The 24,700-nt window shown below is 49.6% G+C and carries 27 protein-coding genes; 13 read left to right on the forward strand and 14 right to left on the reverse strand.

The window, feature by feature from the left end; all coding sequences use genetic code 11:
* Nucleotides 1-2 precede the first annotated feature (2 nt).
* Nucleotides 3-284 carry a hypothetical protein gene (locus GWG06_RS19210; RefSeq protein ID WP_160715243.1) on the reverse strand — a complete coding sequence of 94 codons (282 nt, stop codon included), beginning with the start codon at nucleotides 282-284 and terminating at the stop codon, nucleotides 3-5.
* Between the two features lie 63 nt (nucleotides 285-347).
* Between GWG06_RS19210 and GWG06_RS19215 the strand changes: the two genes are divergently transcribed.
* The 3 genes from GWG06_RS19215 to GWG06_RS19225 all read left to right on the forward strand — a co-directional run bounded on the left by GWG06_RS19215 (nucleotide 348) and on the right by GWG06_RS19225 (nucleotide 2,646).
* Nucleotides 348-728 (forward strand): VOC family protein, encoded by a 381-nt coding sequence (locus tag GWG06_RS19215; RefSeq protein WP_160715245.1) that lies wholly within the window; start codon nucleotides 348-350, stop codon nucleotides 726-728.
* Nucleotides 729-886: 158 nt separating this feature from the next.
* Complete coding sequence (locus GWG06_RS19220; RefSeq protein WP_160715247.1) at nucleotides 887-1,873, forward strand: MBL fold metallo-hydrolase; 987 nt, start codon at nucleotides 887-889, stop codon at nucleotides 1,871-1,873.
* Between the two features lie 233 nt (nucleotides 1,874-2,106).
* Nucleotides 2,107-2,646, forward strand: coding sequence for an SRPBCC family protein (locus GWG06_RS19225; protein ID WP_160715249.1), 540 nt, complete (start codon nucleotides 2,107-2,109; stop codon nucleotides 2,644-2,646).
* Here the strand turns inward: GWG06_RS19225 and GWG06_RS19230 are convergent, their stop codons facing one another.
* Nucleotides 2,647-3,633: a GlxA family transcriptional regulator gene (locus GWG06_RS19230; RefSeq protein WP_127036704.1), complete on the reverse strand. Its 987-nt coding sequence runs from the start codon at nucleotides 3,631-3,633 to the stop codon at nucleotides 2,647-2,649.
* A 146-nt stretch (nucleotides 3,634-3,779) separates the two neighbouring features.
* Here GWG06_RS19230 and GWG06_RS19235 point away from each other — a divergent pair, with 146 nt between their 5' ends.
* Complete coding sequence (locus GWG06_RS19235; protein WP_160715251.1) at nucleotides 3,780-4,334, forward strand: dihydrofolate reductase family protein; 555 nt, start codon at nucleotides 3,780-3,782, stop codon at nucleotides 4,332-4,334.
* A gap of 131 nt (nucleotides 4,335-4,465) precedes the next feature.
* On the opposite strand, the gene GWG06_RS19240 is transcribed toward GWG06_RS19235, so the two are convergent.
* Nucleotides 4,466-5,242, reverse strand: coding sequence for a 3-keto-disaccharide hydrolase (locus tag GWG06_RS19240; RefSeq protein WP_160715253.1), 777 nt, complete (start codon nucleotides 5,240-5,242; stop codon nucleotides 4,466-4,468).
* A 67-nt stretch (nucleotides 5,243-5,309) separates the two neighbouring features.
* Nucleotides 5,310-5,603, reverse strand: coding sequence for a hypothetical protein (locus GWG06_RS19245; protein WP_160715255.1), 294 nt, complete (start codon nucleotides 5,601-5,603; stop codon nucleotides 5,310-5,312).
* A gap of 146 nt (nucleotides 5,604-5,749) precedes the next feature.
* Between GWG06_RS19245 and GWG06_RS19250 the strand changes: the two genes are divergently transcribed.
* Nucleotides 5,750-6,256: a DinB family protein gene (locus GWG06_RS19250; RefSeq protein WP_160715257.1), complete on the forward strand. Its 507-nt coding sequence runs from the start codon at nucleotides 5,750-5,752 to the stop codon at nucleotides 6,254-6,256.
* Here GWG06_RS19250 and GWG06_RS19255 read toward each other — a convergent pair.
* On the reverse strand, nucleotides 6,246-6,917 hold the full coding sequence (locus tag GWG06_RS19255) for a class I SAM-dependent methyltransferase (RefSeq protein ID WP_160715259.1): 672 nt from the start codon (nucleotides 6,915-6,917) through the stop codon (nucleotides 6,246-6,248). The two genes, GWG06_RS19250 and GWG06_RS19255, sit on opposite strands and share 11 nt — an antisense overlap.
* Nucleotides 6,917-7,858, reverse strand: a complete 942-nt coding sequence (locus GWG06_RS19260; protein ID WP_160715261.1) for a polysaccharide deacetylase family protein — start codon at nucleotides 7,856-7,858, stop codon at nucleotides 6,917-6,919. Before GWG06_RS19260 ends, GWG06_RS19255 begins: the two co-directional genes overlap by 1 nt.
* A 96-nt stretch (nucleotides 7,859-7,954) precedes the next feature.
* Between GWG06_RS19260 and GWG06_RS19265 the strand changes: the two genes are divergently transcribed.
* Nucleotides 7,955-8,215, forward strand: a complete 261-nt coding sequence (locus GWG06_RS19265; RefSeq protein WP_160715263.1) for a hypothetical protein — start codon at nucleotides 7,955-7,957, stop codon at nucleotides 8,213-8,215.
* Between the two features lie 43 nt (nucleotides 8,216-8,258).
* Nucleotides 8,259-8,825: an NADPH-dependent FMN reductase gene (locus GWG06_RS19270; RefSeq protein WP_160715278.1), complete on the forward strand. Its 567-nt coding sequence runs from the start codon at nucleotides 8,259-8,261 to the stop codon at nucleotides 8,823-8,825.
* On the opposite strand, the gene GWG06_RS19275 is transcribed toward GWG06_RS19270, so the two are convergent.
* Nucleotides 8,826-9,278: a putative periplasmic lipoprotein gene (locus tag GWG06_RS19275; protein WP_160715280.1), complete on the reverse strand. Its 453-nt coding sequence runs from the start codon at nucleotides 9,276-9,278 to the stop codon at nucleotides 8,826-8,828. It abuts the gene before it with no gap.
* Nucleotides 9,279-9,341: 63 nt separating this feature from the next.
* On the opposite strand from GWG06_RS19275, the gene GWG06_RS19280 reads away from it, so the two are divergent.
* Nucleotides 9,342-10,109, forward strand: a complete 768-nt coding sequence (locus GWG06_RS19280) for a helix-turn-helix domain-containing protein (protein ID WP_160715282.1) — start codon at nucleotides 9,342-9,344, stop codon at nucleotides 10,107-10,109.
* Nucleotides 10,110-10,240: 131 nt separating this feature from the next.
* Complete coding sequence (locus GWG06_RS19285; protein ID WP_235938427.1) at nucleotides 10,241-11,269, forward strand: mechanosensitive ion channel family protein; 1,029 nt, start codon at nucleotides 10,241-10,243, stop codon at nucleotides 11,267-11,269.
* Between the two features lie 118 nt (nucleotides 11,270-11,387).
* Here the strand turns inward: GWG06_RS19285 and pdxR are convergent, their stop codons facing one another.
* Entirely contained in the window at nucleotides 11,388-12,860 is a 1,473-nt protein-coding gene (gene pdxR / locus GWG06_RS19290) for a MocR-like pyridoxine biosynthesis transcription factor PdxR (protein ID WP_160715284.1), read from the reverse strand.
* 84 nt (nucleotides 12,861-12,944) lie between these two features.
* On the opposite strand from pdxR, the gene GWG06_RS19295 reads away from it, so the two are divergent.
* Nucleotides 12,945-13,574 (forward strand): pyridoxamine 5'-phosphate oxidase family protein, encoded by a 630-nt coding sequence (locus GWG06_RS19295; protein WP_160715286.1) that lies wholly within the window; start codon nucleotides 12,945-12,947, stop codon nucleotides 13,572-13,574.
* 134 nt (nucleotides 13,575-13,708) lie between these two features.
* Nucleotides 13,709-15,043, forward strand: coding sequence for a GntP family permease (locus GWG06_RS19300; RefSeq protein ID WP_160715288.1), 1,335 nt, complete (start codon nucleotides 13,709-13,711; stop codon nucleotides 15,041-15,043).
* Between the two features lie 228 nt (nucleotides 15,044-15,271).
* On the opposite strand, the gene GWG06_RS19305 is transcribed toward GWG06_RS19300, so the two are convergent.
* Nucleotides 15,272-15,409 (reverse strand): hypothetical protein, encoded by a 138-nt coding sequence (locus tag GWG06_RS19305; RefSeq protein WP_158631396.1) that lies wholly within the window; start codon nucleotides 15,407-15,409, stop codon nucleotides 15,272-15,274.
* A 136-nt stretch (nucleotides 15,410-15,545) separates the two neighbouring features.
* A complete protein-coding gene (locus GWG06_RS19310; RefSeq protein ID WP_160715290.1) occupies nucleotides 15,546-16,427 on the reverse strand; it encodes an MBL fold metallo-hydrolase in 882 nt (293 codons plus the stop codon).
* Nucleotides 16,428-16,640: 213 nt separating this feature from the next.
* Between GWG06_RS19310 and GWG06_RS19315 the strand changes: the two genes are divergently transcribed.
* Nucleotides 16,641-18,695 carry a heavy metal translocating P-type ATPase gene (locus GWG06_RS19315; protein ID WP_235938428.1) on the forward strand — a complete coding sequence of 685 codons (2,055 nt, stop codon included), beginning with the start codon at nucleotides 16,641-16,643 and terminating at the stop codon, nucleotides 18,693-18,695.
* Between the two features lie 255 nt (nucleotides 18,696-18,950).
* On the opposite strand, the gene bla is transcribed toward GWG06_RS19315, so the two are convergent.
* Entirely contained in the window at nucleotides 18,951-19,694 is a 744-nt protein-coding gene (bla, locus tag GWG06_RS19320) for a BlaB/IND/MUS family subclass B1 metallo-beta-lactamase (protein WP_160715292.1), read from the reverse strand.
* A 143-nt stretch (nucleotides 19,695-19,837) separates the two neighbouring features.
* Between bla and GWG06_RS19325 the strand changes: the two genes are divergently transcribed.
* Nucleotides 19,838-20,365, forward strand: coding sequence for a DinB family protein (locus GWG06_RS19325; protein WP_158631397.1), 528 nt, complete (start codon nucleotides 19,838-19,840; stop codon nucleotides 20,363-20,365).
* Nucleotides 20,366-20,410: 45 nt separating this feature from the next.
* Here the strand turns inward: GWG06_RS19325 and mgtA are convergent, their stop codons facing one another.
* From mgtA to GWG06_RS19340, 3 genes are all read right to left on the reverse strand, one after another.
* Nucleotides 20,411-23,122, reverse strand: a complete 2,712-nt coding sequence (gene mgtA / locus GWG06_RS19330; RefSeq protein ID WP_202183062.1) for a magnesium-translocating P-type ATPase — start codon at nucleotides 23,120-23,122, stop codon at nucleotides 20,411-20,413.
* 18 nt (nucleotides 23,123-23,140) lie between these two features.
* Nucleotides 23,141-23,845: an MgtC/SapB family protein gene (locus tag GWG06_RS19335; protein WP_127036740.1), complete on the reverse strand. Its 705-nt coding sequence runs from the start codon at nucleotides 23,843-23,845 to the stop codon at nucleotides 23,141-23,143.
* A gap of 188 nt (nucleotides 23,846-24,033) precedes the next feature.
* Nucleotides 24,034-24,651 (reverse strand): hypothetical protein, encoded by a 618-nt coding sequence (locus GWG06_RS19340; protein WP_160715294.1) that lies wholly within the window; start codon nucleotides 24,649-24,651, stop codon nucleotides 24,034-24,036.
* Between the last annotated feature and the right edge of the window lie 49 nt (nucleotides 24,652-24,700).

Genomic DNA, 24,700 nt, shown 5'->3' on the forward strand with positions numbered 1-24,700 from the left:
CACTACATTTTCAGCTGTGCCGTTAACCAGTTATACAGGGTTTCCCGCTCTTCAGCTGTCAGTTTAATTTCATTGCCCTTAGGCATGCGGTTCTTCAGGAACACCTGCTTGTAAATACCTGATGCATGTTTCTCCATGTTCCGCTCATTGAAGACCTTAAACGGGTTCTGGCGGACATGGCAGACATTGCACTTCTCCTGTAATACGTGGAGAGCATTGGTTTTAACATCGCCATCATGGGAGGATGCAGGAGACAGCAGGGAAAGCAGCAGGAATAATTTCATCTTTTTTTATGTCAAAATTATACCGGTTACCTCCCCGGAAATTGAACAAATCCGACAAAAAATATGGTCATCCCTGAATTTGTTATCGGTGTAAAAGACGTGCGGGCCAGCGCCACCTGGTACCAGCAGCTGCTGCGTTGTGAAGCAGCCCATGGCGGAGATACTTTCGAAATACTGAAAGATGAAAAAGGTACTGTTATCCTCTGCCTGCACAAGTGGGGGCCCCACGGCCACCCTACGCTTACAGATCCGGCTATCACGCCGGGCAACGGCCTGATCGTCTTCCTGCGGGTGAGCAACTTCCGGCAAATCTGGAAAAATGCACAGGGCATCAGCCAGCTGCAGGTAGCAGAAGTACCTCATATGAATCATAATTCCGGACGGGAAGAATTTTCCCTCCGTGATCCGGACGGATATTACGTATCCATTTCTGCAGCTGAATAAAGTCACTGCTTTACCTGAAAGTGCCGGCAGCCTTATCTGCCGGCACTTTCAGCTTCAAAACCCCTTCCCTGCTTTCCGCCAGGTAACCTGGTACCTAAAAAGTGCGTACTTGTCTGGTATATACCACCTCCTGTACATTTGCAGGAAATAATCATATCATGAACAGAAGGGCACTAGTAAAACAGCTCATGGTAATGGGCCTTGCCACCGCATTGCCATTGAAGAAACTATCAGCACTGAACGGAAATATAACGTCAACGGGTAAACGTCCTTTTCACCGCTTTATGCTGGGCGAACTGGAACTCACCGTTATCACCGATGGCCACCTCATTATCAGCCCGGTACAACCGGCCTTTGCGCCGCGGACAGACAGCGCCGCCGTGAACACCCTGCTCCGCGAGCACTTCCGCCCCACCAGCAGTATTGATCTCAGTATGAACATACTCCTCATCAGGAAAGGCAAACAGCTCATCCTGGTAGATACAGGCGCCGGTCCCCTGTTCGGCAAAAATTCGGGCTGGCTGCCGCAAAGCCTGGCAGATGCCGGCTTCCGGCCGGAACAGGTGACAGACATCGTGCTGTCCCATGCACATACAGATCACATCGGCGGCCTCCTGAAAACAGATGGCCAACTGCTGTTCCCCTCCGCCAGCATTCACCTGTCGGCCATAGAACACCACTTCTGGATGGCCGACAAACAGGACTTCTCCAAAAGTGAATTCCGCGATAAAGCCGCCCTGCAAAACATTATTGCTGACACCCAACGGATACTGACCACCGTAAAAAACAAACTGGTACTGTTTGAGCATCCCACGGAACTATTCGGATGCCTGCGGCTGGAACTCGCTGCCGGCCACACACCAGGCCATACGCTGGTACGCATCTTCTCCGGCAGGGAGGAACTGGTGCATATCGCCGATATGATGCACTCAGATGTGCTGCTGTTTCCCCACCCCGAATGGGGCTTCTTCGGAGACACAGACCTGGAACAGGCAGCAGCTACCCGCAAAGCAATACTTAACAGGCTCGCAACAGATAAAACACGCATCTTCGCCTACCATCTGCCATGGCCAGGTATAGGACACACCCGTATCAACGGCAACGGCTACGAATGGATAGCAGAAACCTATTCCTACCCCGGTTAATTTTATTATTTGATTATTTGAAATTTGGTTATTTAAAATGCAGCAGAGATGGTAGCGTATAACATTATTTATCGTGTAGACCTTCGCTGCATTTTAAATAACCAAATCTCAAATAATCAAATAATAAAATGGAATGCAACAACCTTGTGTCCGTATCGAAAATCCAGTTACATTTGTCATGATAACTATCAACCAAAGCAGACCTGTAACTTTTCACCTAAACCATTTCCACCATGAAGATCTTAAAGAAGATTCTGATTGTCATTCTCATCATTATTGCTATTCCCCTGGTTATTGCCTTATTTGTTAAAAAGGATTATGCAGTACAACGGGAGGTTGTCATCAACAAACCGAAGCAGCCGGTTTTCGATTACATTAAATACCTGAAAAACCAGGATAATTATGCTATCTGGAATCAGATGGATCCCGCCATGCAGAAGGATTACAAGGGAACAGACGGAGAGCCGGGCTTTTCCTACTCCTGGAAAAGTGCCAAGGAAGAAGTAGGACAGGGAGAACAGGTAATTAAAACAGTAACCCCTGGCGAGAGTATGGAAACAACCATCCATTTCATCAAGCCATTTGAAGGGCTGGCTACTGCGCGCCTGTCCACTACCGCTGTGAATGACAACCAGACCAAAGTGACCTGGAGCTTCAGCAGCGGTATGAAATATCCGATGAACTTCCTGCTGTTATTCATGGACATGGACAAGATGCTGGGAAAAGACCTCGAACAGGGCCTTGCCAATTTAAAAGGTGTACTGGAAAAATAATCAGCCGGCCATGGCAGCCTGACGGTTGTACTTGTTACGGTATTCCATGGGCGACAACCCCGTTATCCGTTTGAAGGTAGTACGGAAAGCCTTGGTATCGGTATACCCCACTTTATACATGACCTCACTGACATTTTCGCGTGAAGATTCGAGGCTGCTCTTGGCGGCTTCGATCTTTACGCGTTGCATATATTCCACCGCGGTATTGGAAGTAGCTTTCTTGAAGCGGCGTTCCAGGTTGCGGCGGCTCAGCGATAACATGCTGGCCAGCTGGTCTACCGTTATCTTCTCCATAAAATTATTCTCGATATACTCCTGCGCCTTTTTAATCGGCTCATCATCATGTCCTTTTTGTCCGTCGAAGATGATAAACGGAGACTGATTGACGCGGTCGATTTCTATTTCGAAGACTTTGGCACAGATCACTGCTATCTCGCGCCCGGCATACTTCTCCACCAGATAAAGGATCAGGTTAAAGAAAGAGGTAGCTCCGCCGCTGGAGTAGATACCATTCTCATCAGTGATAATTTTTTCGGACACCAGGTTTACATCCGGGAACATACGACGGAAGTTATTGGCAGCTTCCCAGTGGGTAGCGCATTTCTTACCATTCAGCAATCCGGTGGAAGCCAGAATGAAAGCGCCTACACACAGGCTGGCTACTTCTGCGCCATCCTGGTAGCGGGCAGCAATCCAGGGTAGAAAATCCTTATTGTTTTCAATCACCTTTTCCATTTCCCCGTTTACTGCAGGAATAATAATCAGGTCTGTTTTAGTAACAGCATGGATGCCCAGGTCTGGCGTGACGGAAAAAAAACGGTGATAGACTTCCGTATCAGCAGATAATCCTACCAGCTGTACCTTAAACAGCGGCTCTCTGTCCTTATCAGCCAGGAAGTCGTTTACTTTATTAAACACGGTAAAAGAGCCCTCAATACAGCCAAGGGCAACATTTCCTTTAGGAACCAGGATAGATATGTGTTTCATATACCAAAATAATTACAGTAAAAATACATAATTGTCGCAAACGGCCCGAAACCCAGTCGCAAACACCCCATTTTTTGACGCAAACAACCCCTGACCAGCTCAGTGAATGCGGTTAAGTTTGTTATACGCAACTGTTAAATATATTTATGAGAAAAGTGGTTTTTCAAATGATGGTGTCATTAGATGGATATTTTGAGGGGCCGAACCGGGAAATAGACTGGCACAATGTATCCGGTGAGTTTGATGATTACGCCCATCAGCTGCTGGATTCCGCAGACACCTTACTATTCGGGCGCATCACCTATGAGATGATGGTTTCCTACTGGCCTTCCCGGATGGCCATTGAAAATGACCCGGTAGTTGCCGCCAAAATGAATGGTCTTCCTAAAATTGTATTCTCCCGCACCCTGAAATCCGTAGACTGGCAGAATACCGTATTAATCAGCAATAATATTGCTGTCGAAGTATCCCGGCTGAAAAATATTCCCGGTAAAGATCTGCTGCTCCTTGGCAGCTCCAACCTCGCGCTGAGCCTTTTATCCATGGGCCTTATAGACGAGTGCCAGCTTATTGTTAACCCCGTCATGCTCGGACAGGGCCGCAAATTATTCCAGGGTATTACCTCCCCGCTTCACCTGCAATTACTGGAAACAAAGAAAATGGATTCAGGAAACGTGGTGCTCTATTATAAACCAGGTTAAAATTTACGGATTTACGAATTTGGGAATTTGGGAATTTGGAATGCTGCGAATGATATTCGCGAATATCATTCGCGAATATCATTCGCAGCATTCCAAATTCCCAAATTCCTAAATTCCCAAATCCGTAAATGCTATATCTGTCTTATCCATATATTTCTGAAACTCAGCGGTTCGCTTTTATCGCCGTGGGCCTGCAGCTTAATCGGGCTGGGGCCATGTGCGGAGCGGTATGCCGGATCGCCGATGTATTGTGTTGGTCCTTTCAGTTCAACAGCGTTCTGCACCAGTACACCGTTGAAGAGTACGGTCACGCGGGCGGGATGCTTAACAGTACCGTCGGTGTTGAAGACGGGGGCTGTCCAGATGATATCGTAGGATTGCCATTCGCCCGGTTTGAGTGTAGGATTGGCCAGCGGCACATGTTGTTTGTAGATGCTGCCTGCCATCCCGTTGGTATAGGTTTTATTGTTATAGGAGTCCAGCACCTGCAGTTCGTAGCCGGCATCTCCTTTACCCAGGGAGGCCAGGAAGATACCGCTGTTACCGCGCCCCTGACCGGTGCCTGTGATGTTTGCAGGAACACGCCATTCAATATGCAGCTGGTAGTTATTGAATGCCTGCTTTGTTTCGATGTTGCCCGTTTGCTTGTTAACGGTAAGCACCCCTTTTTCTATATTCCATCTGGCAGGAGTATTGCGGTCGTCCGCCATCACCCATTGATCCAGGCTGCTGCCGTTAAATAATACAATAGCGTCTGATGGCGCCTCCCCGCATTTTTTTCCGGGTTGTACTACCGGCGGTACCGGTGTGTATACTTCCGTCTCTTCGGGTTTTGTTTTCTCCTGTGCAAAAGCGGTGTAGCATCCGCCCGCTAAAAATACTGTCAGCAAAAATTTTCCTTTCTTCATGTAGTGACCTTTTATTTTACGTGGAAGGTGAAACAATAATAGACAAAATCATAAAGTGGCGCAAGCACTATTTTTCCCGCGGCAGCAGGTGGGTTGCCAGCGCTTCCCATTCCTGTTCCAGGCTGAGAAACGGGCGCTTTTCACCGGCTCTCCTGTACCAGTAGTCAGCATTCCAGTCATCACCCTCTACCCGGTGCAGGTAAGCATGAATATGCGCTGCCACATGATCAGGCAGGTCCTGCACCAGCTCATGCGCCTTATCCCAGTTGCCTTTGCGGGCATACCACAGGGAAGTCAGATATACATCCAGGGAAGGCGGCTGCGGGTCTTTAACAGAAGCGATAAAAGCGGCAAGTGTCATGACGGGTTAGTTTATTAGCATCCTGCAATATAAAAATTTAAGCCGACTTCCTCCGGATGACGCAAACCACCCTTTAATTGTCAATTTCACACCCTATGCAGCTCCATGATTCATGCTAAGTTTGTATCAACAAAAAAATAAAAACCATGAAACCACACATAGCCGAAGAACTGAAACAAACCAGACAGGAACTGCTGAATGTGCTCTCCTCCCTTTCCGAAGAACAGCTGAACACCGTTCCCTTTGCCGGCAGCTGGACAGCCGCCCAGGTAGCAGATCACGTATACAAAGGCGCAGGCACCGACAACCTCTTTGGCAACACCGCAGCTGCTGACCGCGCACCGGATGAAAAAGTATCCTTCGTCCGGGATTTCTTCCTCAACTTCCAGGTTAAATTTTCGTCTCCTGAATTTATCTTACCTACAGATGAGCATCAGCCGAAAGCAATAGTACTGGAACATATTGCCGGCGCCTGGGACAGATTGTATGAAATAGCCACCACCGAAGACCTGGATCTGATATGCCTGGATTTTGTACTACCCGATTTTGGTCCGCTGACCAGACTGGAATGGCTGCATTTTATCAATGTTCATGCACAGCGTCACCTGCGCCAGCTTCAGCATATCAGTGAAAAAGTTACCGTTATGGCATAAGCCGGTAATAGGAGGTAACGGCTTCCTGGCCGGTATAATTGGGGCCTGACAGATCATCAGCGCCCAGGAACATCAACCCGGTATGCAGCTGCTGTGGCCCGGTACACAGCAGTAGTTTCCTGCGGGCATCGTACCGGATACTGCTGGCAGCAAAAAGCTGTTTCAGATATTTTCCGCCGGCATCCTGCGCTATCCGGATGTTATGCAGATCCAGATGCGCCGCAAAGCAACCGGCTGATTTCAGGACACTCAGCAAAGTGGCCGTCACCTGTAATTTATCTCCCAGGTAATGCAATCCATGTGAACAGGTAATCAGATCATACGTTTCCTGCGGCTTCCATCCTACTGCGGCAGCAGTTTCAAAGATAACGCGGTCATCTGCGGGTGGCAGCAGGTCAATACCTTTCAGCAGCAGCTTGTCTGACAACCCGCGGGCAGCAAAGTAATCCGCTGCCTGCAGGAGCGCTCTGCCTTCACCGCAGCACACATCCAGCCATGCTACCGGTGCGCCTGCTGCCAGCCGCTGTTCCAGAAAGCTGACAGGACTGAAGCCAAATTCCTTTTCATAACTATTGACACCGGTTGCCTGCCGGCTGCGGTTCATGCGGGTATTGGCCACCACCGGCGACCATATCAGTTCTGCCTCTGTCAGTAATTTCATCAGTGTGATAATTGTTCATAAGCGGAATAAATTTTCGCATCTGCATCCGGACTATTACGCAGGTACTGTTTCCGGACAGCAGCATCTTTTATCCACCGGAATAGCCAGGAGAATCCGTATGGCCCATAATAATATACCGGCGAAGCGTAGGCCGTATCCTGCATGGCCGCTTCCATGGAAATGAACTGGTATCCCCGCTCCCGCAGGGCGGCAATCAGCTCTCCGTAATGATCTGTATGCAACTGGTTGGCATGGCACAAATAAATTTGCGGGATGTTCCTGCCAAACTGTTCCTTCGACAGCTGCTCCGCAAAAGCAAAGCCGGCCAGCGTAGACCGGATGTATTCCTTTACCAGCGCTGCTGCGCCGGCTTTATCCTTTCTAGCCAGGGCTGCGTCATAGAGGGCGGCATACATATAATCGGCGCTCTCTACTGTAAACGGCGCAGCTGTATAGCCTTTATCATGCAGGTATTGCAGCCGCTCCGCCTGCGCGGCACTGTCCTTTCCCTGATTATTAAACGGAAAACGGAAATAGCGCAAAGGCTTATCCCCCCATACTTTCCGGATGATGTAATCGTTGATGCTGACCTCCTCCCGGAATTGCGCCAACGGCATTTCACCACAGTTCAGATGACGCAGCGAATGATTAGCCGGCGTAATCAGCGGGTGGTTCACCCAGCTGCGCAAAGTTTCCCACCGCTCCGCCGCCTTCTCCGGCGACATACAGGCATCTCCGTTAATAAAGATCGTCACCGGCGTTTGCTGCTGCGTAATTTTTTCAAGCAGTGTTTTTCCCGCCGCCTTCACCTGCTCCACCGTATAACGCGACGGCATCGCATTGAAAGGTACATCATCCATCGTTATGGCCACCAGCTTAGCTTGCGCGGCAGCAGTTAAAGATACGCACCAGCAGAAAATCAGGAAAAGGTATTTTATCATTCCGATAAGATAAGGGAAGATTTACGGATTTTGGAATTTTGGGATTTTGAGATTTAAAATGCAGCGGAGACATTCGCGGATTACGATATTCCAAAAATGGTGCAACCCACCGGCGATACCGCTCATATAGAAATGTTCTTCACCAGAAAAAGAGATGCCTTATATTGCATTGTTCCGCGCTGCCGGCCACAGCTGCGTATCCGGAACTATACCGCGCCTGCAAAGGCCGCCGTTACCGTACTGGGAAGCAACAGAAGCATTCGCTGGCAGCAGCAGGGAAAAGATTGTGTGATAAACCTCTCTGCCCTGCAACCCGGTGATATTAACCCGGAAGTGTTTGTTCTGAAGGTGCAATAACGTTAACGGCACTACGCAGATAGCGGTAAGTTAAACATCTCTTATGAAAGTATTGGCTATCTGTGGAAGTACGCGCAGCGTATCTTCCAATCATCATATTATCAAAGCGGTGACCACTATGGCCGCCGGTATTTTTTCCGTTGAATTGTTCGATGGGTTGATGAACATTCCGCCCTTCAATCCGGACCAGGACCTTCACGCGGAAAGCGCGCCGCCGGCAGTAGCCGGCTTCCGGCAACTGCTGCGGGAAGCCGACGCCGTACTAATATCCACACCCGAATATGCTATCGGGGTGCCCGGTGTATTAAAAAACGCGATCGACTGGACCGTTTCCTCCATGGAGTTCTCCGGGAAACCTGTGGCACTCATCACCGCCGGCACCTCCGGCCATAAAGCACACCAGTCTTTACTGGGTACCCTGCTGATAATTGAATCACGTATTACAGCAGATGCACAGCTGGTCATCTCCGGTGTAAAAACAAAAGTCAGCGACAGCGGAACTATCACTGACCCTGCTACTGCTGACAGCCTGCGCAGGCTGATCACTGCGCTGACAGCTGTGGTAAAGGAAGAAGATATAGCACTAATGCCGCATCCTACCCTGTTTTAATTATTTTTTTGTCCATTTTATCAGCTCATCATTGGGCAGATCATAGCGGTACAGTTCTCTCGTCTGTGGCTGGATATATACCCACTCGCAGGTAGAAAAACGACGGCCGTCCCCATCCTGCACATCCTGACCAATCTGGAACACGACAAATTTGTTACCATCACGTTCCGTGACCTGGTCAAACAGCCATTCAGCAGTGCTGTCTTTAACAGCCAGCTTTGTCAATGCGCTTTCAGAAACGAGGATATAGGCCTGCACCACGGTATCCATCCAATGGGGGTAAGGTCTTGGTTCATCGCCGGAAGCAGCCGGTACAACAGGAACTGCCGGAGTAGCCGGTGCAGAAACCGCCACCGGTGTGGTACTGTCGGCCTGCGCAACATCTTTTGTCTGCCGGGAGGCACATCCGGCAATGGTCATCAGTACAGCGGAATAAATCAGATACTTCTTCATAAAATAATAAACATAAACAGCTGCAAGATTAAAAAGAATATCTTTATTGCAGCCGTACCTGACATGAAAATTGAAAAATATCTTCCTTCGGAAAAACTGCAGCCTTTCATTGAATCATTGATGATTATAGAAAGCGAGGCCGGCATGCATAACAGCATCCTCCCGGATACCGCTGCAGTGATGGCATTCCGGTTGAAGGGCGGTATTTCTTACAGTGATGCAGCTGTTCAGGAACATTTTCCGGATAGCATTCTTTCCGGGTTGAGAAAGGCGCCACACGCCGTACATTATGAAAAAAATACGGCCATGCTGCTGGTAAAATTCCGCGAAGGCGGCGCTACCGCCTTCCTGCGCACGCCGCTGCATGAAATCTCCAACACCAGCATCTCCCTGGATCTCCTGCTGAAAAATACAGATGAAATCACATCGCGGCTAATGGAAGCCAGGAGCAACACGCAACGTATCCGCATCATCAGCACATTCCTGGAAAAAGCGTTGCTGCAGCAGGAACAGGACGCTATGATCACCTACGCCGTACAGCAGATACGCAGCGCCAAAGGAACGGCCAGCATACCGGCGCTGCTGCAGGAACTATACATCAGCAGAGATGCTTTTGAAAAAAGATTCCGGCGATATGTAGGTACTACGCCAAAACATTTCTCCAACATCATCAGGTTTAAAAATATTATCGACACCCACACTGTCAACCAAAGCCTTACTGCCACCGCTTATGCAGCCGGATACTTCGATCAGGCGCATTTCATCAGGGACTTCCGCATTTTCACCGGCAAAGCGCCGAGGGAATTTTTCAGGGACGGCGCCTACTGGTAGCTGCACGGATTGTTTTGAAATAAATATGTAAAAATCCTCATTGGATTAATTCCTGGCATCATACCTCCCCGGCACCTTTTTTGAGGACAACGGCGCTTATGTGGAATGAATTATTAGATAAAACGGATCATTTGCCTGCGCTGCTGTGGAATCTGCTGCTGGTAGGCATTTCAGTAATTGCGGGATGGCTGATTAAATTCCTGCTATCGTTATTCGTGCGTAAACCGGCGGCCAACAAAGACGAATTCACCCTGGTACACAGCATACTTTTCAGACTGGGTAAGGCATTCAATTATTTTTTACCCCTGCTGATATTAAATATGGTATTACCGTTGATGCGGGTACCGCCAAAGTATCTGCCCCTCATGGGAAAAGCTGCGGAAATAGCGCTGACGCTGTCTTTCGCAGCACTGGTCATTGGCATCATCAAGGTGTTGGAAGATTACATTTCCCATACCTATGACCTGAAAAAATCCAATAATCTTAAAGAAAGAAAGATACGCACCCAGCTGCAGTTTCTCCGTAAACTGGCGGTAGCGCTGATCCTGGTGTTAACAGCCTGCGTTATCCTGCTGAGCTTCGACAGCATGCGTAAACTCGGTGCGGGTCTCCTCACCGGGGTTGGCGTAGGTGGCATCATCATTGGCTTCGCCGCGCAGAAATCGTTAGGAAACCTGCTTGCCGGCTTCCAGCTGGCCTTTACACAACCCATCCGTATTGACGATGTACTGGTAGTGGAAGGTGAATGGGGACGTGTGGAAGAAATTACACTGACTTATGTAGTTTTAAGTATATGGGACCAGCGAAAACTCATATTACCTATTAATTATTTTATTGAGAAGCCCTTCCAGAACTGGACCCGCACCGGCTCCGAAATACTGGGTACCGCCTTCTTCTATCTCGACTACACCATCCCTATAGACGCCATCCGCAAGGAATACGAGCGCCTGGTACAAACCTCTCCCCTATGGGACAAACGCGTATGTACCCTGCAGGTCACCAATATCACCGACCGCACCCTGGAAGTCAGGGCACTGATGAGCGCCGCCACTTCCGGCAACGCCTTCGATCTTCGCTGCTATATCCGCGAACACCTGATTAAGTATGTTAATGAGCACTATCCGGGAGGATTGCCGATTACGAGAATAGTTAAAAATTAATTACGAATTACGAATGGCGAATTACGAATGTAGAAGCGAAGACATAAGCGGAGAAGTACATTGATCTCCGTTTTAATCTTCGCTTCTACATTCGTAATTCGCCATTCGTAATTCGTAATTACTTTCCAAGTAGTACCTTCAAAATCCCTACACATTCTTCCAGCTCCTCCGGTGTGGAGGAGGCAAAGCCCAGGCGGGTGAAATTATGTGCAGGCAGGCTTTGCCTGTAGGCGCTGCCATCGTAAATATACAGGTCTTGCCGGAGCGCCTGCTGCGAGAGGGCGGCCATGTTAATGCGTTTGTCAAAATCAGCCCATACGGCGAGGCCGCCTACAGGTGGTTGAAACTGTACGTATTTTCCGAGTTCAGTTTGCAGCAGATCGCAGAAAACATCGCGGCGTTCGCGGTATATGCGCAGTGATTTGCGCAGGCAGCGCTGGATCACGCCGGATTGCAGCAGGGCTGCTATGGCGTTTTCCAGCATATTATCGCCCTGACGGTCTATGATGCGGCGTAATTTGGACAGGTAGTTCAATACATCTGCGGGACCAACGAGGTAGCCTATACGAAAGGCCGGAGATACCGCTTTGGTGAAGGAGCCTCCATACATGACCATACCGGCTTTGTCGGCGCTGGCCAGCGGTGTCAGTGGTTTGCTGAGATAATGAAAGTCGTAATCGTAATCATCTTCAAAAATGATAAAACCGTATTTCTCTGCCAGCTGCAACAGGTGCAGTCGCCGGTCTGCCCGCATGATAACCGTTGTAGGGTAGTGATGATGCGGCGTAACATATACCAGCCGGATTTTTTTCTTTTTACATAGCTGTTCCAGCGCGGTGGTGTCCAGTCCGTATTCATCTACCGGTATTTTCAGCAGATGGGCGCCTACCTGTGCGGCATTGGCTCCTGCACCGGCCCAGCTGAGATCTCCCGTTACCACGTTATCTCCCGGCTGTAGCAGGCCGGTAGCTACCAGGTACATTCCCATAATGGTGCCCCGTACCACGAGGATATTATCCGGTGTGGTGTGCAGTCCGCGTGTTTCGTTGAGGTAGGCGGAAAGCTCCTGGCGCAGCCAGAGGGTACCATTGGTATCGCTGTAACCCAGACGCATATACGGATTTCCCAGCAGCAGCTGGCTGCGATAGCAGCGGGATAGTTCTTCGAGGGGCGCCAGCCGGGAGTCCGGGAAGCCGTCGTCCAGGTGCAGCGGCGCTACCGATTTCACGATCGGCCTTTCCAGGTGTACCGGTACTTCAAAGCTGAAGCCCGCTTTGGTGAGCGGATCCGGCGCATCGCTTTTTTTTCCGTTTAATGTCTGCAGCTGCGTTTTAGGCAGATGCCGGGCTACGAAGGTACCGCTGCCGGTATGGCTTTCCAGCCAGCCCTGTGCCAGCAACTCATCATAGGCCCGTACTACAGTTTTGCGGTGCACCTGTAGCTGCTCCGCCATATCCCGGCTGCTGGGCAGGCGCTGCCCGGCATGCAGGGGGCCATTACGTATCAGTGACATCAGCTGGTCTGCCAGCTGCAGATACACCGGCTGCCGCTCTTCTTTCTCAATCCTCAGCTGCGAATAAAGATGTTGCATAAAAAATTGGACTATCAGAATTATGAAAATCGGACGATTATAGTCACCCAATAAAGATACAACTTTGTAGAAAATTAAAAGCCGATGACTACAATTCCTGCTCACCTCGTCCCTAGCCGCAGCTTTAAAAGAGCGCATTACGATACAGAAAATATCTACTCCATCCTGGATGAAGCCCTGGTATGTACTATCAGCTTTGTGATGGATAACAAGCCCTTTTCTATCCCTACCGCCTTTGTGCGTTATGAAGATAAAATCTATATACATGGCTCTGTAGGCAGCCATTTTATACGTGAAATAGAAAAAGGATTACCGGTATGCATTACCGTTTCCCTGCTGGATGACCTGGTTATTGCCAAATCCGCTTTCCATTATTCTGTCAATTACCGCTCCGTGGTCATCTTTGCCACACCGGAAAAGATTGAAGAAAAGGAACAGAAATCCGACGCGCTGAAATGGCTTGTGGAAAAAATCACGCCCAACAGCTGGGACAGCCTGCGCCCTATCCGGGACAACGAAATAAAAAAGACCACCATCCTGGCTTTCAGCCTGGAAGAAGCCTCTGCCAAAATACGTAGCGGACAGGTTATCAACGAAGACGAAGATAATCACCTGCCAATCTGGTCCGGCCTCATTCCACTCCGGAACAGCCGCCTGGCGCCCGTTCCGGATGAAACAAGCCTGCAGCTGCCATTACCGGAATACCTGAAATAATTATGAATGATGAATTATGAATTATGAGTTATGAAATATGAGTTATAAGCGAAGATTTACGCGAACAATTATTATCTTCTCATCAATCTTCGCATATAACTCATCATTCATAATTCATAATTCATCATTACTCCATGGTTGTTTCCTTATTTCAGAGCGTACTTGGATTACTGGCAGGAATTTTACTTATCATATTGCTGACGGCACGTTATAAGCTGCATGCCTTCTTTGCCTTGCTGATGGCGGCGGTACTGGCAGGTCTGATTTTTCAGCTGCCGTTTACGGAGATACTGGGAACCATCAAAACAGGTTTCGGGCAGATCATCGGGTCGCTGGGGCTGCTCATTATTCTGGGTACTACACTGGGGTTGATACTGGAGCATACCGGCAGTACTACCGTGCTCGCCGGCTATGTATTGCAGAAAATCGGCAGCAGCCGTTCTGCGCTGGCAGTGAATATCATCGGGTATATTGTGGGGATGCCCATCTTCTGTGACTCAGGATTTATTGTGCTAAGCGGCCTGAACAAAGCGATGGCCCGGCGCTCCGGTATATCGCTGATAGTAATGGCCTCTTCGCTGGCTACAGGACTATACGCCGTGCATTGCATGATGCCGCCTCATCCCGGCATTACCGCGGCTACCGGCACTATACATACGGATATCGGGAAGGTGATGCTGTATGGCCTGCTGATCGCCATACCAGCCGCCTTCTGCGGATATCTGTGGTCGGCCCGCGCCGGAAAACGTATACCCGCCCCAGTTATACAGGAAGAAGTGATTACGGCGCCAGCACGGCAACTGCCCACGGTATGGCAGGCAGTGCTGCCCGTTGCCATACCGGTATTGCTGATTGCACTGCGCTCTTTCTTTACGCTGGATAAAGCAGCCGATACCTGGCTGATAAAAATCCTCAATATTGCAGGCATTCCGGAAGTAGCCATCACTGCAGGTATAGCGCTGGCGCTCCTGACCGGCAACAGACAGGGATCTGCTGCACTACGCAAAATACTACCCGAAGGTGCAGAAAAAGCTGCCGGGATACTTGTTATTATCGGCGGTGGCAGCGCTTTCGGCGCTATCCTCACCAAAGCGGATATTGGTCATCATATTGCACAAAACCCCGCCATCACCGGCATGGGACTGCTACTCCCCTTCCTGATTACTGCGATACTGAAAACGGCTCAGGGATCGTCTACCGTAGCTATTATCACCGCGGCTTCTATCGTACAGCCGTTACTGTTATCCCTCGGACTGGATACTGAGAACGGCCGTATACTCTGCACCCTGGCGATGGGTGCAGGTTCCATGCTCATATCGCATACCAACGATGCCTACTTCTGGGTAATAGCCCGATTCTCCGGCCTGGAGGTGAAGGATATGCTCCGCGTGTATACTGTCAGCACCATCTTTATGGGAATAACAGCCATGGCAGCCGTATATCTGATCAGCCTCTTAATAAATACCTAACACAACGTCACTGAGGAGCGGAGATAAATTATGAATTATCAATGATGAATGACGAGTTAAGAGCGGAGATAAATTATCCTCCAAGCACGAATCAGCATAAAAAAGAATTACGAACTACAAATCATAAACAAAAACCAAACAGATGAATGCTGACCATTCCCTCCGTTCTTCGCTTTCATTCGCAATTCGTAATTCGCAATTCGTAATTAATAATCTAAATGCCTGTTGCTAAAATAGCTTAATATCAATGCATTCAAACGTGTGGGGAGGCAAGGTAGCGGCTTTCATTCTTTTGTCGTTGGCCTCGCTCAGTTTAGAGATTTTCATTTTACTGATGTCAAGTTTTTTCCTGATCTTCTTTTTCATAAAACGTGGTTTAAATCAAAAAAATAAGGTTCGTTTATGAATATACGTTAAACCGTGGATTTATGCAAAAAAGGTTAAGGGAAACTGATAGTTTGGTTTTAAAAACTAGTTTAATGATATCCTTATCAACGGCAAATTATTTATTAACAGGAGATGAACGTAAGATATCCTTCACCGTTTCACCGGGTAATACGCGGAACACCGGGATCTGTATACCATACTTATCACAGAGGGATAAAATGGCCCTGTCTATCTCCGCCGCATCATAACGGGAGCTGAAATGCCCCAGTATCAGCTGTTCTATGGTAATACCGCTCACCATCTCCATCACCTCTTCCAGCCGGCTGTGCAGGTTCTTATGGGCGTGCACCGGTATATCTTCCTCACCTCCCAGGAAGGTGGCTTCATGTATCAAGGTACGGGAGCCGTCCCATGTAGAGGGGTCGGCGACCGGCGTATCACCGGAATAACTCAGGATCGTGGTACGTACTTCTGTGGTGGTACTCTCCTTCCCATGTTCCAGGCTGATCCTGGCTATTTCTGCGTTGGAGAGTCCTGCCAGCTCCGGCTTCAGCTTACGCTTCGTTTCTATCAGCTGGTAACCCAGGCTGCGGGTAATATGCTTTTCGGTACGTACATGCTCGTTACGCAGGGGTATGACCAGCATATCTTTGTGAATCCTGATTTCATCGCCCGGACTAACGGGCATCCATATACTCCCGGTGGCATAGGCATCGAAGCGGCTGATAAATTCTGCCAGTGCAGGAAAGAATTTGCTGTCGCGGGGATAGCAGATAACCGGAAGACCGTCCCGCGCATTCAGCTGATTCAGTTGCAACAATCCGGTAAGATGATCTCTGTCGGCATGCGAAATGAAAATGTGATTAACTTTCCGGCTCTTCTGGAGCAAGGCGGCAGTTACGCCATCGCCGGCGTCAAAAAGTACGCCTGCTTCTTCTATAAAATACCATGTAGAAAACAGGGCGGTGGAATACCCGCTTATCGTCAATTGTTTCATACTGCAAGGTAAAAATATCCCCCTGCTTTTTGCAACCACCGTGTAAAAATAGACTGGGCGCGGTAATGAAGAATCATTACTTTTGTATGGAAGGTTGTCATCAGCCACCCCGTAAATACAAACAGTCTCTTTTTTAAGCCATCATCAGTATTAATAACTAATACGCTTTGTAAGCGTGTGCTGATGTTTTGTGCCATGTTAAAACATAACCCAATGAACATGAAAGATAATACCACCGCAACCCCGGCCGCAACAAAGGCTATACCGGCAGACAAACCGGCTCCTCATGTACATGCTCCCGGAGAAGATCACGGTCACGAACACACGATGATGATTTTCGGTAAAAACACCGAATTATATTTCAGCCTGTTATGCGGCGCCTTATCCGGCCTCGCCTGGCTGTTAACCAACGCCGGCGGTGCGCCTTCCTGGCTGCCGCTATCACTCCTGATAGGCGCTTATTTCTTCGGTGGTTTCTATACTGCCAAAGAAGCTGTTCAAACAGTAGCCAAAGGAGGTTTTGAGATAGATTTTCTCATGCTGGTTGCCGCTATCGGCGCTGCTATCCTCGGTAAATGGCAGGAAGGTTCCCTGCTGCTGTTCCTCTTCAGCCTCGGACACTCCCTGGAACATTATGCCATGGAAAAAGCACGTAAATCCATCGCTGCCCTGGCCGATCTCGCGCCTAAAACCGCCCTGCTCAAAACTGCCGGCGGCATTACGGAAGTAGATACGGCTCAACTGAAACCAGGCGATATTATCATTGTAAAACCCAATACTAAAATATCTGCCGACGGCGTAGTCGTAGATGGTAACAGCAGCGTAAACCAGGCTCCCATCACAGGAGAGAGCGTACCGGTAGATAAAACAGCAGTTGACGACCGCAATAATATAGACCTGAAAAAGGCGGCGCAGCTGGATGCTAAATACCGCGTATTCTCTGGTGCTATCAACGGCAACGGCTCTCTGGAAGTCATGGTGAGTCAGCCTGCCAGCGACTCCACCATTTCCAGGCTGGTAAAACTTGTCAATGAAGCGCAGACACAGAAATCGCCTACACAGCAATTCACGGATAAATTTGAACGCTATTTTGTACCGGCCGTACTGATACTGGTGGTGCTGCTCTGCTTCGCCTTCCTGGTCATCAATGAACCTTTCAGCGCCAGCTTTTACAGGGCCATGTCTGTGCTGGTTGCTGCCAGCCCATGCGCGCTGGCCATCTCCACACCCAGCGCCGTGCTTAGCGGCGTAGCACGTGCTGCCAAAATGGGTGTACTGATCAAAGGCGGCCGCCCGCTGGAAGATCTCGGCAATCTCACGGCCGTAGCTTTTGATAAAACAGGAACACTCACGGAAGGAAAACCTAAACTTACACAAGTACTTCCGCTCAACGGCATCACCGAGCAGGAACTGCTGCAGGCGGCCATCGCCGTGGAAGCACTCAGCGATCACCCATTGGCTAAAGCCATCGTGCGCGATGGTAAAACAAAACTCGGCAGCACGCCCGTTCCTCAGGCGCAATCACTGGAAGCTGTACTGGGCAAAGGTATCCGGGCCACGCTCGATAACATACCGGTATTTATCGGCAACCTCGCCCTGTTCGAAGCGCTGGACGATAACCGCCCTTCTCCTGCCATCATCCAACAGGTGCAGGCACTGGAAGCCGGTGGTAATACTACCATGATCGTCCGGAAAGACAAACAATACGCCGGCATCCTCGCCATGATGGATACTCCCCGCGCAGAAGCCGCACAGGTACTGCAGGATCTCAAAAAATCCGGTATCCGCCGCATGATTATGCTCACCGGCGATAACCAACAGGTAGCCGACGCCGTTGCAAAAGAAATAGGCATCACCGATGCCTGGGGCGGACTTCTCCCGGAACAGAAAGTGGATGCCATCAGAAAACTGGCGCAACAGGAAAATAAGGTGGCCATGGTCGGCGACGGCGTCAACGACGCACCCGCTATGGCCAACAGCACCGTAGGCATCGCTATGGGCGCCGCCGGCTCCGACGTTGCTCTCGAAACCGCCGACATCGCCCTCATGGGCGACAAACTCGATCTGCTCCCCTTCGCCATAGGGCTCAGCCGGAAAGCCAGCCGCATCATCAAACAAAACCTCTGGATGAGCCTCGGCATGGTAGCCATACTCATTCCACTCACCATCACCGGCATAGCATCTATTGGCCCCGCGGTAATGGCGCATGAAGGATCTACGCTGGTGGTTGTTTTTAATGGGCTGAGGTTACTGGCGTACCGGAAATAAATAATTACGAATTACGAATTATGAATTACGAATGAAGAAGCGAAGAGCTAAACGTAGATGAAAGGTGATAACTTAAAAATATCTTCCTTTAATCTACGTTTAGCTCTTCGCTTCTTCATTCGTAATTCGCAATTCGTAATTCGTAATTATCCGGACGCGGCGCAGGAGCCCGCCCACAGCCACTCAATAAAAAAGGCGGATAGCCGAATTAAAATTTCCGTTCAGACCATTTCAGGATTTCCATATCGTTTTATTTTACGGGTTGCTTTTAGCATGTGCTTCCAGTAACTGTAACGTATGAATAATGGACTTGTTGCTTGCCCAGCTTTCATGTCCGGGGATGATATATGCAGGACGCGGATACTTTTGCTGCAGCCTGCGGAGTGACTGCGGCCACGCCTTCAGGTTGGATTCGGCGATGTAGCCCATCTCCTGGTTGTCAACGCTCTTGATGAGGCAGCCACCATACAGGATACGTGCATCCTTCGCCCATATCACTATGTTATCTGCCGTATGACCCTCGCCTGCAAAAAAGGTTTGCAATGCGTGCTGTCCTACGCGGAATACAGTATCTTTCGTGAAACGGAATGCTGCCTCCTGCTCCTTTTTCTGCCGGCAGATCTGATAAGTCTGCTCTGTAGAATATGTTTTGATACCCTTCTTCCTGAAATAATCAAATCCTCCTGTTCTGTCTGCATGCGAATGCGTGGCAATACATATCACCGCGGGCTGATGATGTTTCTGTTCGATACTATCCAGCAACGGTTGCAGCTGTGCAGTGTCCCACGGACAATCAATAATAACAGTACCCTTATTTGTTACTACATACATTCCGTTGGCCGGATACAACTTACCGGCCCACTCGTGCCAGGTAGTATAAATGTAATAATCTCCCGTAAGATGTCTGATTTCCAATCCGCCGGAACGCTGCTGGGCAAAAGCGTTCAGGCTACAGCAAATACCGATGACCGCAGTGGTCATCTTCTTTAAAATATTCATAAGCAAAAAGTGTGAGCACACGAAGGTAGCAAGATTTACCGTTGGTGTATTTTTTTTATGAGGAATACAGAAGAATGTATCTTAGTAGTGTTTCCGACTGCTACATACACCATAAATTTTCCTTTACCCCCTCAACTACGTTTATGAAAAAAACATTTTTTATCCTGCTGATGATGGCATCAGTACAGGGTTACAGTCAGGATGCAACGCCTACCCTGAAAACAATTCTATTATCTCAGCTGAAAAGCACACATGACGCCAAAGACTGGTTCGTGCCCGTGAATACAGCGCTGGAAGGTCTTACTCCGGAGCAGGCCAACTGGAAAGACAACAGCGGGAATCACTCTATCGCACAGCTGGTGCAGCACCTGATCTTCTGGAATGAATGGCAGCTGGAAAAATTCAACGGCAAGACCGACAAATCATTCAGCGGCGATAACAACGAAACATTCGTGGTAGCCGATCAGCATGCCTGGAATGCCAGCGTTAAAAAAATCGATGACATTATGAAAGGCTGGGAAAATGTGGTGAACACGACCGATCCTAAAAAGATGGGCAACTGGTACGATGTGGTGGCGCATATCTCCGCGCATAACGCGTATCATATCGGGCAGATCGTGTATATCCGCAAGCTGCAGGGCAGCTGGAATCCTGACAAAGGTGTAAAATAAAACGCCGGCAGTGCTGTCACTACCGGCGCGGGCAACTAAAACGGACTACAGCCAGCTTCCGAAGCGCCGGATAAACCAGGTTTTCACACCCTGTGTGAGCACACAATAGCCTATCAGCACAATTAACAGGAACGGAAAATATCCCGGCGGTAACGCCTGCATTTTCAACGCGCCTGCCAGCGGTGAAAACGGTATCAGTATACCTGCAGCCATCACCAGCAGCGTCATGACGATGACCGGCGTTGCCGCCCTGCTCTGGATAAACGGGATCCTGCGGGTACGTATCATATGTACTATCAACGTTTGCGACAACAGCCCTTCTACGAACCATCCGCTTTGAAACAGCGCCTGGTGCTGGGGCATATTGGCTTTGAACACAAAGAACAACAGAGCAAAAGTGATATAATCAAAAACAGAACTGACAGGCCCCACAAACACCATGAACCTTGCAATGCCTGATGCGTCCCACTTACGCGGCTGCGACAGGTATTCCTTGTCCATCGTATCCCAGGGAATGGCCATCTGCGATACATCATACAACAGGTTCTGCACCAGCAGTTGTACCGGCAGCATGGGCAGGAAAGGCAGAAAGGCGCTGGCTCCCAGCATACTGAACATATTCCCGAAATTACTGCTGGCAGTCATCTTGATGTATTTGATAATATTGCCGAAAGTTCTGCGCCCGTAAATTACCCCCTTGCGCAATACCAGCAGGTCTTTTTCCAGCAGGATGATATCGGCGCTTTCTTTGGCAATGTCGGTGGCGGTATCTACGGAGATGCCCACATCTGCTTCCCGGAGTGCTGCGGCGTCATTGATGCCATCGCCCATAAAGCCCACCGTGTGCCCCTTCTGCTGCAGCAATTTTACGACGCGTGTTTTCTGCGCCGGGCTCAGCTTAGCAAAAATACTGGTACTGTCCAGCTGCGCGGTCAGCATCTCATCTGTTAAAATTTCCAGGTCAGCGCCCAGCAGGATGTTATTCACAGGGATGCCTACATCCTTACAGATCTTGCGGGTAACAATTTCATTATCGCCGGTCAGCACCTTCACGGTAACACCCAGCTGGTGCAATGCTTCTACAGACGGGCGGGCAGAAGGTTTGGCCGGGTCCAGAAAACCGATGAAGCCGGTCAGTACCAGATTATTTTCATCTGCCACACCATAATTCAGCGCACGGCTGTCAAACTCGCGGATAGCCACCAGCAACACCCTCAGCCCTTCTTCATTAAGGCGGCGGGAAGTATGCAGCACGGCCTGCCGCATATGTTCGTCCATTAGCATGATCTTATCGCGTTCCAGGTGCACGGAGGTATCCTCTCCCGGATCAAAGGCATGCGTGCAAAGCGCCAGCATTTCTTCCACAGCGCCCTTGCAGATCAGCAGGTGTTTTCCGTTGTGCTGCTTCAGTATAACGGACATGCGCCTGCGCTGAAAATCGAATGGAATTTCATCCAGTTTGGAAAAGTGTTCTGCCACCTTCAGGTGCTCATGCAGCTCCGCATGTTCCAGCACTGCCTGGTCCAGCAGGTTACGCAGCCCCGTCTGATGATAGCTGTTGAGATATGCCCATTTCAGCACTTCGTCATCTTCCTGCCCCAGCACGTTCAGGTGTCTTTCCAGCACAATTTTATCCATGGTCAGCGTACCCGTTTTATCGGTACACAGCGTATCCATGGCGCCGATATTCTGTATGGCATTCAGCCGCTTTACAATCACTTTACGCTTGCTCATAGAAACCGCCCCCCTGGCCAGGTTGGCAGTAACCACCATCGGCAGCATTTCAGGGGTAAGTCCAACGGCAACGGCTATAGCAAAAAGCAGCGCTTCTATCCAGTCATGTTTTATGAAGCCGTTGATTAAAAAAATCAGGGGTACCATGACCAGCATAAAGCGTATCAGCAGCCAGCTGACACTGTTCACGCCTTTATCGAAACTGGTTTCTGCACGTTTACCTGCCAGGGAAGCGCCGATAGCGCCGAAGTAAGTCTGGTTACCGGTATTTACGGCAATGGCAGTAGCTGCGCCACTCACTACATTGGTACCCATAAAGCAGATATTCTCCAGCTCCAGCGGCATACGGTGGTCGGCATCCGAAATGCTGTATTCATGTTTTTCTACTGGCAGCGCTTCCCCGGTAAGCATGGCCTGGCTCACGAACAGGTCTTTCGACTGCAGGATACGGCAGTCGGCAGGAATCATATCGCCGGCAGACAATAAAAAAACATCTCCCGGTACTATCTGCCGTATATCCGTTTCCTGGTGGCGGTGTGACGAGCGTATAAGCATGGCCGTAGTTTTGACCATACCCTGTAATTTCTCTGCTGCCCTGTTGCTACGGAACTCTTGCCAGAAGCGCATAACAGAGCTGAGGAAGATCATTACCCCTACCACGATAACGGTTTTATAGTCACGGTCTGCCGGCGCTGCCAGCATCACATCCATTACCAGGGAGACGAGCGCTATGGCTGCCAGTACACCGATGAAAGGATTGATAAATGCCTGCAGGAGCTGTATGTACCAAGCGGGTGATCTGGCATGCGTAATTTCATTGTGGCCGAAAATGCGGTGGCGGTCCTGTACCTGGTTATCAGAAAGCCCGTCGGCGGTGCTTTCCAGCATAGCAAGGCTCCCGCTTCTGTCTGTCCGCGCAATATTCCGCAGCCTCGTGGCGGCGGCTACGTTGAATCCGTCGCTGGTAGCCATGCGGGTAAAAGGCATGTGTTTTCTGATCCTGTTGGTGGCTGTTCTGATCATAGCTCATTCTTTGAAGGGTTATACATCGTTTTGCTGACCGGTTACTTCCCATTTTACTTTCATCACGTCCTTTTCTATGGTGAGCCGGCCGGCCACTCTTTCCATGAGACTATCCTGCGGAGTGGCGGCAATTATTTCCGCGGTGATAATGGCGTTCTGCGGGTCGCCGTTATCGCTGCTGGTCAGTGAGCGGAGCAACAGGTGTTCGTCGTTGCTCAGGTACTGCATCAGCAGGATGCGGATATGATTTTCCACTTTCTCGCGGCACTTGATGGTAAAGAGATATTCCGTTTGCGGGGCGGCGGCACGTTTCATCGGGAAGCTGCCCAGCACTACACCCAGCGGACGCAGGAGCATATGTGTCAGGATAACAATGGCGCTGGTGATAACAGCCTCGCCGAAAAGGCCAAAACCGGCCAGGGAGCCAACGGCAGCAGAGCACCAGATAGTAGCGGCGGTGTTCAGCCCCTGTATATTGATGCCGTCTTTCATGATAGCGCCCGCGCCCAGAAAGCCGATACCGCTGATGATATAGGAAGCAACACGGCCTACGGCATCGCCGCCGATACGGATGGACAGGCAAAGGAAAGCCGCCACCCCTATGCACACCAGCGTATTGGTTCTCAGTCCGGCGCTCTTCTGCCGCCACTGCCGCTCAATACCGATGCAGGCGCCCAGCAGGAAAGCCAGTCCGAGACGTGTGGTGAATTCAAATAATGTCATAATACCTGTTTTAAATGGGATACAGCAGTCACCACTTAAAACAGTGATGACTATATCGGGTAACGCGTTATACGTGCGGGTCCTGTGTCCATAGTGAATAATGTTTGCTGACGATGCAAAATTAAAACGGCCCCTTCACAGGAGCCGTTAGAAAGCATTTAGAAAAAAATTAGAATTTCATTAGTACGCTATTTTTTCGCGGTGGCAAAGCGTTTGGTGACTACGCCCTTTGCATCCAGCGTTTCAAAAACGGGGTTACCGGTGCTGTCTACGCCGATACGCAGCCGCGCCCTGCCGTCAGGTCCGTTGAATGTCAGCCCGGCTTTACCGTTGGCGGTATGCAGGATGATCCGGTTCTGATTATTGCCGATTTTATCCAGCGGCCCCCGGTCATTGATGACCAGCGCCGCTTCATAATTGCTGCCATCTTTATCTTCCCTGGAAAACAGGCCTATAGCGTCGGCATTGCTGTAGTCAAAAGCAAGCGCGCGCATGCCCAGCTTCTCATTGGCGGAAAGAGCGATACCACCGCATTCATTGCCCTTCTCATCATAAAATACCAGGCCGGCAGGAGCTACTGCCCGCTTATACGTTTTACCGCCGATAACCGGCGGTGGCATTTTCTCCTGGTTGGATATAACAAGTCTGCTCCGGCCGGCATCATCTACAATGTTAATCCGCTTCACGCTGATCTCTTCAAATGATTCATGCAGATTTCTGAAAGCCATTAAACTCATAGCCAGGGCGATGGTAACAATAACGGAATAGATCGCCAGGAAACGGCCGGCAACAGGTGTTTTCATCATACAAATTTGGTTGAGACGGTTTTACATTAAGGAAAACCAAATGTACCAT

This window comes from Chitinophaga solisilvae, from assembly GCF_009928525.1.
In the GTDB taxonomy this organism is placed as follows: Bacteria; Bacteroidota; Bacteroidia; order Chitinophagales; family Chitinophagaceae; genus Chitinophaga; species Chitinophaga solisilvae.

What these genes read in the sequence shown, in the direction of transcription:
- GWG06_RS19210 (WP_160715243.1), bottom strand. Translation starts at nt 284, where the DNA reads ATGAAATTATTCCTGCTGCTTTCCCTGCTGTCTCCTGCATCCTCCCAT.
- GWG06_RS19215 (WP_160715245.1), top strand. Translation starts at nt 348, where the DNA reads ATGGTCATCCCTGAATTTGTTATCGGTGTAAAAGACGTGCGGGCCAGC.
- GWG06_RS19220 (WP_160715247.1), top strand. Translation starts at nt 887, where the DNA reads ATGAACAGAAGGGCACTAGTAAAACAGCTCATGGTAATGGGCCTTGCC.
- GWG06_RS19225 (WP_160715249.1), top strand. Translation starts at nt 2,107, where the DNA reads ATGAAGATCTTAAAGAAGATTCTGATTGTCATTCTCATCATTATTGCT.
- GWG06_RS19230 (WP_127036704.1), bottom strand. Translation starts at nt 3,633, where the DNA reads ATGAAACACATATCTATCCTGGTTCCTAAAGGAAATGTTGCCCTTGGC.
- GWG06_RS19235 (WP_160715251.1), top strand. Translation starts at nt 3,780, where the DNA reads ATGAGAAAAGTGGTTTTTCAAATGATGGTGTCATTAGATGGATATTTT.
- GWG06_RS19240 (WP_160715253.1), bottom strand. Translation starts at nt 5,242, where the DNA reads ATGAAGAAAGGAAAATTTTTGCTGACAGTATTTTTAGCGGGCGGATGC.
- GWG06_RS19245 (WP_160715255.1), bottom strand. Translation starts at nt 5,603, where the DNA reads ATGACACTTGCCGCTTTTATCGCTTCTGTTAAAGACCCGCAGCCGCCT.
- GWG06_RS19250 (WP_160715257.1), top strand. Translation starts at nt 5,750, where the DNA reads ATGAAACCACACATAGCCGAAGAACTGAAACAAACCAGACAGGAACTG.
- GWG06_RS19255 (WP_160715259.1), bottom strand. Translation starts at nt 6,917, where the DNA reads ATGAAATTACTGACAGAGGCAGAACTGATATGGTCGCCGGTGGTGGCC.
- GWG06_RS19260 (WP_160715261.1), bottom strand. Translation starts at nt 7,858, where the DNA reads ATGATAAAATACCTTTTCCTGATTTTCTGCTGGTGCGTATCTTTAACT.
- GWG06_RS19265 (WP_160715263.1), top strand. Translation starts at nt 7,955, where the DNA reads ATGGTGCAACCCACCGGCGATACCGCTCATATAGAAATGTTCTTCACC.
- GWG06_RS19270 (WP_160715278.1), top strand. Translation starts at nt 8,259, where the DNA reads ATGAAAGTATTGGCTATCTGTGGAAGTACGCGCAGCGTATCTTCCAAT.
- GWG06_RS19275 (WP_160715280.1), bottom strand. Translation starts at nt 9,278, where the DNA reads ATGAAGAAGTATCTGATTTATTCCGCTGTACTGATGACCATTGCCGGA.
- GWG06_RS19280 (WP_160715282.1), top strand. Translation starts at nt 9,342, where the DNA reads ATGAAAATTGAAAAATATCTTCCTTCGGAAAAACTGCAGCCTTTCATT.
- pdxR (WP_160715284.1), bottom strand. Translation starts at nt 12,860, where the DNA reads ATGCAACATCTTTATTCGCAGCTGAGGATTGAGAAAGAAGAGCGGCAG.
- GWG06_RS19295 (WP_160715286.1), top strand. Translation starts at nt 12,945, where the DNA reads ATGACTACAATTCCTGCTCACCTCGTCCCTAGCCGCAGCTTTAAAAGA.
- GWG06_RS19300 (WP_160715288.1), top strand. Translation starts at nt 13,709, where the DNA reads ATGGTTGTTTCCTTATTTCAGAGCGTACTTGGATTACTGGCAGGAATT.
- GWG06_RS19305 (WP_158631396.1), bottom strand. Translation starts at nt 15,409, where the DNA reads ATGAAAAAGAAGATCAGGAAAAAACTTGACATCAGTAAAATGAAAATC.
- GWG06_RS19310 (WP_160715290.1), bottom strand. Translation starts at nt 16,427, where the DNA reads ATGAAACAATTGACGATAAGCGGGTATTCCACCGCCCTGTTTTCTACA.
- GWG06_RS19315 (WP_235938428.1), top strand. Translation starts at nt 16,641, where the DNA reads ATGAACATGAAAGATAATACCACCGCAACCCCGGCCGCAACAAAGGCT.
- bla (WP_160715292.1), bottom strand. Translation starts at nt 19,694, where the DNA reads ATGAATATTTTAAAGAAGATGACCACTGCGGTCATCGGTATTTGCTGT.
- GWG06_RS19325 (WP_158631397.1), top strand. Translation starts at nt 19,838, where the DNA reads ATGAAAAAAACATTTTTTATCCTGCTGATGATGGCATCAGTACAGGGT.
- mgtA (WP_202183062.1), bottom strand. Translation starts at nt 23,122, where the DNA reads ATGATCAGAACAGCCACCAACAGGATCAGAAAACACATGCCTTTTACC.
- GWG06_RS19335 (WP_127036740.1), bottom strand. Translation starts at nt 23,845, where the DNA reads ATGACATTATTTGAATTCACCACACGTCTCGGACTGGCTTTCCTGCTG.
- GWG06_RS19340 (WP_160715294.1), bottom strand. Translation starts at nt 24,651, where the DNA reads ATGATGAAAACACCTGTTGCCGGCCGTTTCCTGGCGATCTATTCCGTT.